The following is a 380-nucleotide window of genomic DNA, read 5'->3' as shown; positions in this document are numbered from 1 at the left end:
CACGCTGCGCCTGAGCCGCGACGTGGACAGCGGCGAGGCGGTGACCGTGAGCTACACCCGGCCCGCGGCTGGCCCCGACGTGCTCCAAGACGCAGCCGGCAACGACGCGGACAACCTCACGAACGAGGTGGTGAAAAACAACTCCGCGGCCGACACCACGGCGCCCGTGCTCGGCAGCGCCACGGTCAGCGGGCGCGAGCTGGTGCTGACTTACACGGAGGTGAGCAGCCTGGGCCTGGGCGCCACCCATACGGTCCCCGCGACGGCCTTTGCAGTCAGCAGCGCCAGCGGCGTGGCCATAACCGTCGAGAACGTCACGGTCCATGCCACGGCCAAGACCGTGACCCTGCACCTGAGCCGTGACGTGGACAGCACCGAGG

The 380-nt window shown here is 70.0% G+C and carries 1 protein-coding gene; it reads left to right on the top strand.

Annotated elements, in window-relative coordinates:
• Window positions 1-380, top strand: a 380-nt coding sequence (locus VTU_RS28320) for a SwmB domain-containing protein (RefSeq protein ID WP_010107015.1), incomplete at both ends; no start/stop codon positions are given.

Source organism: Verminephrobacter aporrectodeae subsp. tuberculatae At4 (assembly GCF_000193225.1).
Classification (GTDB): domain Bacteria; phylum Pseudomonadota; class Gammaproteobacteria; order Burkholderiales; family Burkholderiaceae_C; genus Acidovorax; species Acidovorax aporrectodeae.
This window is presented reverse-complemented; position numbering and strand designations above follow the sequence as displayed.